The following is a 6,184-nucleotide window of genomic DNA, read 5'->3' on the forward strand; positions in this document are numbered from 1 at the left end:
GCCATTATCGGGTTTGGTGGACGGCGCGTGATTGAAGAAACAGTTCGTGAAAAACTGCCTGATGATTTTCAGACTGCAGAATATCTGCAAGAGCATGGAATGGTTGACAGTGTTGTGGCTCGAAGTGATCAAAGCACTTATATTGGTCGAATCCTTGACTTCCTGATGGGAAATAGCAAGGCGGCTTAATGACCGGTATTCATCCTTTTGAATCTGCATCCAGCCAGACTGGTGGCGAGTGTGCGCATGATGCGTTGCGCGCGCAACATGCACTTGACCGGCTTGCCGAACTGCATCCAAAGCTTATTGATCTGGGGCTTGATCGAACCTTTGCGCTTTTAAAGCGACTGGGCAATCCACATCAGGCATTACCACCCACAATTCACGTGTCAGGCACAAATGGCAAAGGGTCAGTCATTGCCAATATGCGCGCAATGGCCGAAGGATGCGGGTTACGCGTTCATGTCTATAGCTCACCGCATCTATGCCGATTTAACGAACGTATCCGACTGGCAGGCGCATTAATCAGCGACGGCGCGCTAGCTGATCTTCTAGAGGAAGTCGAAGCCGTCAATGGCACTAATGAAGTCACCTTTTTTGAAGTAACAACCGCCGCCGCCATGCTGGCCTTTTCACGTAGTGATGCAGATTTGTTATTATTGGAAACGGGGCTTGGCGGCACCCTTGATTCGACCAATGTTCTGGATGCACCGTTGGCGACAATCATCACGCCTATTGCACGCGACCATGAGCATTTTCTGGGCAAAGATCTGGCAACAATCGCCTCGCAAAAGGCAGGCATCATGCGCAGCAACACGCCTTGTTTCAGCGCCCAACAAGAGGCAATTGTGGCGCATGAAATTGTCGCGCATGCTTCTGGCATTGGTGCACAGCTTTACAGCGCGGCAATCGATTTCAATGGGCGTCAGACCGCTGATGGGCGCATAACACTTGCCTTTGACAATACGCACCTGTCTGAAACCGAACTGTCACTGCCAAAACCCAGCTTGCTAGGCGCGCATCAGATTGATAATGCCAGCCTTGCCGCCGCCGCACTTATTCATGCGCTTGGTTCCAGTCATAATCTGGCACCCGAGACCATTATTGCCGGGCTTGGCAATGCCACATGGCCAGGTCGGATACAGAAACTGGATAAGGGTGACCTAACCGCCCTTTTGCCAGATCAGTCAATTTGGCTAGACGGTGCCCATAATGCACATGGGGCAAAAGCACTGGCAGCCGCGCTTCCCGAAATTCATGATGGCCAATGGACAGTCATTTGTGGCGCGTTAAACACACGTGATCCAAGCGAATTTTTGGCACCCATAAGTAGCATTGCTGGACATGTCTATACGTTGACTATCCCTGATCAGCCTGCATCTCTTACAGCCAACGAACTAGCTGCTTCGGCATTATCTATAGAGCTTGCCGCATCACCTGTGGGTTCGATACAGGAAGCCTTAACGCACGCTGATACCAACCAGCCTGTTATTATTTGTGGATCGCTGTATCTGGCAGGGCATATTCTAAAAGAAAATAAAACGCTACCCGTTTGACACAAGTAGCGCTTCAAATATCTGGAGCCGACCAGATATGGATTATGATGTTGGGCCAAGAGCCCCAATGTTAAATCGATTGATCAATCCAGTTTTCGAGTTGCGACTTTGGCAAAGCACCAACTTTTTCAGCAACAACAGCGCCATCTTTAAAAATTAACAAAGTTGGAATGCCGCGTACATTATATTGCTGTGGGGTAAGCGGATTTTCATCAATATTCAGTTTTACGATTGAAAGGCTATCACCTTTAGTTTCAGATATTTCCTCAAGCGCAGGGCCAATCGCCTTGCATGGACCACACCATTCTGCCCAGAAGTCAACAAGCACTGGTTTATCAGCTTGTAAAACCTGCGTCGAGAAATCACTATCAGTTGTCTTTGTTGTCGCCATTATGGTTTTCCTACCTTGTTTACCTTGCTAAGTGAATTAATTATAAGCTGGTTTCAATCTCACCAAAAACACGCCCGAGCGCCGCAGCGCGCATTGTATCGGTTATTTCCTGAAGCCTAGCTGTTTCGGTCCAAATGAGCCAGCACACAATTGGCTTGTCAGGAAAAATTTCTGCAATCAAAGCCGCGTAAAGTGCCATTTGACGTTGATAGGCTTCGGGAGGCTCAACATCTTGCATAATTCCAGTTTTAAAATCAGCAAGAATGACGATGTCATCACCAACGTAAAGTCGGTCAATCTGCCCAGACACACCCCGATCACGCACCATGCCAGTCACAGGCACCTCGGCAAGCGCATCAGCGCCAAACAGATCGACAAAGCGCGGATCATTCAAAATTACAAAAACCTCACTTTTAAGCTGTTCTCCTTGATCAGGTGTCAACATGTCAACCGCCGCGATCATTCGTTCTGCAACAGCATGACGCTGATCCTGAGGCATTACTGGCAAGACCTCGAATAAACGGTGTGCAAGCCGTCCGCGTGCAAGAGCTACAGCTTGGCTTCTGCTATCTATCATCCCAAATCCCAATGGATGCGCCGCATAAAGATTGGCTGGTTCCGATGGTCGCAATGGACGACTATCAGGCGGCAAGTCGGGTGCTGGTTGGTGCAACCAGCTGGTATCAGTTGGTTCTCTTGCCATAGCTGGAACATGTGTTTGTGCGTCGCCATCAGGCTTTGAACAGGATGCGGGTTCAGACTCAGATACAGTTTCAGAGACAGTCTCAACAATATGACGCAAGACGCCACCCTCATCTTCAATGACATCCGGATGTGCTGCTAAATATGCCTTTATCCTGCTATAGGGACTATTTTCAAGCCACCGTGAATTCTGTTTTTCCCATCCTCCTATTACCAGCCCATCGCGTGCACGCGTCAAAGCCACGTACAGCAAGCGGTTATCTTCTTCGGCACGTAAATCACTTGTTTTCTGGCGCGCCGCTTCAAGAAAGGGAGGCCGCAAACGACTGCCTGCTTCCCAATAGACAAACTGTTTATCTTCACCTGTTGTCAGCGATGAATGGGGCGCGCTATGCCGCAACATATCAGGCAAAATTACAATAGGTGCTTCAAGCCCCTTGGCACCATGAATAGTCATGACGCGCACTTCATCCACATTACCAGCATCCATATCGCGTTTTACTTCACCGCCACCAGCGCGTACTGCTGCCAGAAAGGCCGTAAGAGAAACCCCGCCAGATTCGCCATAGCTTTGTGCAACTGCCAGAAAATGATCAAGTGCCTCATCAACCGACGAGCCAAGGCGCGCACGAAATTTATCACGGCCACCATCAACAAGAACATTACTGTAGAAAGAGAAAACTGACCCCCTATCGACCATGTTACACCACTGTTCAAGACGGTCGGCAATATGGCCAAGCGATTTATTACTGCCCAGATAGCGCATGAGTTGATGAAATAAACTGTGCGATCCCCGGTCATGGGCAAGATCAAACAGTTGGTCTTCACTGATGCCAAACAAAGGTGATTTCAGGACCGCAGCAAGTTGCAAATCATCGTCAGGCAAAAGCGCAACATCACCCAAGGCCAGTAAATCCTGAATTTCAATTTGATCCACAAGCCGCATGCGGTCAGCACCCGCAACAGCAACCCCTTGTTCTTGAAGTGCAACCAACACCTGTTCAAAAAAAACATCGCGCTTACGCAACAAAATAAGAATGTCACCTGCCCTGACCGTTTTTGATCCATGATCAGCGTCAGATGATGGCAAAGGCCGGATCCCAATCCATGATTTTAGTGTTTGCGCCAGATGGCTTGCCGCTATGGCCGAGGCGCTTTGCATTGAGGATATGTCAGCAGGTACAAAACCCTCTATCTTTTCATCAGCAACAAGCGCGTCGATAAGAGGCCAGACTTCGACAAACCCACCTTTATTAAGGCGTGCCAAATCATGGCTGACAAAATCCTGAATACCATCAAGATCAGGGATCAAACCATTGACAAGACCAAGTATAGGTGACGTTGATCTGAACGATACTGACAAGGATAAAGTGCGAAAATCAATCCCAGCAGAATCAGCTTTATCACGCAACAATGCCCGGTTTTGGCCAAGCACTTTCGGGTCTGCACCTTGAAACGAATAGATCGACTGCTTGAAATCACCAACCGCAAAGACACTCCGTGGCAGGCTACCCCCCTTTCCAACCTCTGCGTAATCCGCATTGACAGCTACAGGCATATCACTGCCATCAAAAAATGACTCAACAAGACGACTTAACAAAGTCCATTGTGCAGGGCTTGTATCCTGGGCCTCATCAACAAGAACATGATCAATGCCGTTATCAAGTTTCCACGCGACCCATTGTGAAGCCTCGCTTTGTTCAAGAAGCCGATTGGTGACGGTGATAAGATCATCGTAATCTAGCAGACCACGGCTTTCTTTTAAACGCTGATAGTGACGCTGAAACGCGGCACCATATATGTATATTGCCTCGGTTAACTCACGGCATCGATCCGTTGCTGTCATGTGCAAAATTGGGATCAATATATTTATGACAGCAAGTTGAACATCAACAACAGGTGGATATTCGGCACGAACGGCAGCATTAGATAGGCTGCGTTCTGAACGGGGGCCATTTGCCGTAAACAGCGCGTCAACTAGCACATCTAGTCTGGTTATACGCATATCGCTATCAAGTGCCAGCCATGCAAAAAAAGCCGCGCCACGTTCACGTTGAGATTCCGTTTTGGCATTTTGCAAGGTCGCCGCCGCCGCACGCAATGCCTCAACATCAATGTTTGCCAGTGTATCTGCAATTTGCTGTTCAACAAAATCAGCATTCGGCACGCCAAGATCATCCCTAAAATGCACCTGTAATTGCGATATTATATCGTCATCATCCAGATTGGGCACTTGTCGCAAAAACTCAGCAAGAATTTCGGTTGCCTGGTCTTCAGAACTTTGATTGGCAATAGTTGCCACAGCCATTTGGACTTTGGATTCCAAGCTGTTCATCACCGCAACTTTGGCGATAGATTTCAGACGACCTTGCTCGGCGTCATCTGCCAGACTCGCATTGGGAGCAATACCTGCTTCAATCGGAAAACGGCGCAAAATTGACTGACAGAATGAATGAACGGTTTCAACGCGAGGACCACTGTCGTTATCCAGTATCTTGGCAAACAACATACGCGCCAGACGGATATTCGCCTGTGTTGGCGCCATGATTCCCATTGATTGCAAATCTATGGTCAGATCAGCTGTCGAAATAATTGCCCATTGAGCAAGCCGTGTATAAATACGGTTGCGCATCTCGGCCGCCGCCGCGCGCGTATAGGTGACGCATAAAATGCCATCTGCTGTGGCACCCGACAAAAGCAAACGTAGAACCCTGTCGGTCAGTAATTTCGTTTTACCCGTTCCGGCATTCGCCGAGACAAAGACCGACGCCTGTGGATCGGATGCACGCGCCTGTTCGACACTGGCACGCTGAATGAGATCATTCATCATGCCCCTCCTGTTGCCATTCACTTATCCGTGCAAGATGCCTATAGGGATTATAGGTCAGCTTATATTTGGTATTTGGTTCAGCTGGATAAGCAATGTCAGGATTGTCATAAAGGGTGATAAGCGCCTGCATCATTGCACGCGTATTTTCTGGTGTTATGTCATCAGGTAACACATCATCAATGTCGCCAATCTTGCCTTTCCGACCGCTTAGTTTCCAATATTGCATCTTGGCTATGTCACAGCCTAGCTGATCGTCATAACCGCCATCCCATGCGATTAGCGCTTCGATCAATAACTGCGTGGCGCGACCAGCAGCCACTTTACGCTTTGACGGGGCAATGCCGGTTTTATAGTCAATTATATGCCATGCCCCGTCTTTGGTTTTTTCCAGCCGGTCTGCACGTGCCGATAGTTCAACAGGACCTGCTGGCCCCGTCAATATGGTGCTACCTTTCTGTTCAGCATATATATATGCAAGATCACTCCGGCGTTGCTTTTCGGTCTCTATAATCCAACCTGCAACCATCTCAAACCGAGGCCACCAGAAATACCGGATAGCGGGCGTTGACCACTGGTCAGCAAAATGCGCCTTACCAATAGCCAGTAATGTCGCATAGGCGTTATCAGGCAATGACCCAGATGGAAATGTACGGGTAAAATCAGCAAGCACATTATGAAATAGCGTACCACGCAAAGCCGCATCAG

4 protein-coding genes and 1 pseudogene are annotated in these 6,184 nt (G+C 48.7%); 2 read left to right on the forward strand and 3 right to left on the reverse strand.

Annotated features, from left to right (window positions below; translation table 11 throughout):
• Nucleotides 1-189, forward strand: a pseudogene (locus ABNT28_RS09565) (acetyl-CoA carboxylase carboxyl transferase subunit beta); the annotation flags it as partial.
• A complete protein-coding gene (locus ABNT28_RS09570) occupies nucleotides 189-1,556 on the forward strand; it encodes a bifunctional folylpolyglutamate synthase/dihydrofolate synthase (RefSeq protein WP_332923640.1) in 1,368 nt (455 codons plus the stop codon). The pseudogene ABNT28_RS09565 and the gene ABNT28_RS09570, both read left to right, overlap by 1 nt.
• A 70-nt stretch (nucleotides 1,557-1,626) precedes the next feature.
• On the opposite strand, the gene trxA is transcribed toward ABNT28_RS09570, so the two are convergent.
• The 3 genes from trxA to ABNT28_RS09585 all read right to left on the reverse strand — a co-directional run.
• Entirely contained in the window at nucleotides 1,627-1,947 is a 321-nt protein-coding gene (trxA, locus tag ABNT28_RS09575; RefSeq protein ID WP_332923641.1) for a thioredoxin, read from the reverse strand.
• Nucleotides 1,948-1,987: 40 nt separating this feature from the next.
• Nucleotides 1,988-5,476 (reverse strand): double-strand break repair helicase AddA, encoded by a 3,489-nt coding sequence (gene addA, locus ABNT28_RS09580; RefSeq protein WP_332923642.1) that lies wholly within the window; start codon nucleotides 5,474-5,476, stop codon nucleotides 1,988-1,990.
• Nucleotides 5,469-6,184 (reverse strand): PD-(D/E)XK nuclease family protein (locus tag ABNT28_RS09585; protein WP_348721468.1); only part of this gene is annotated, 716 nt, incomplete at its 5' end. The genes addA and ABNT28_RS09585, both read right to left, overlap by 8 nt.

This window comes from uncultured Candidatus Puniceispirillum sp. (assembly GCF_963979125.1).
Classification (GTDB): Bacteria; Pseudomonadota; Alphaproteobacteria; order Puniceispirillales; family Puniceispirillaceae; genus Puniceispirillum.

Bases quoted from the DNA above. Each gene is read 5' to 3' on its own strand.
- trxA (WP_332923641.1), bottom strand. From the start codon at position 1,947: ATGGCGACAACAAAGACAACTGATAGTGATTTCTCGACGCAGGTTTTA.
- ABNT28_RS09570 (WP_332923640.1), top strand. From the start codon at position 189: ATGACCGGTATTCATCCTTTTGAATCTGCATCCAGCCAGACTGGTGGC.
- addA (WP_332923642.1), bottom strand. From the start codon at position 5,476: ATGAATGATCTCATTCAGCGTGCCAGTGTCGAACAGGCGCGTGCATCC.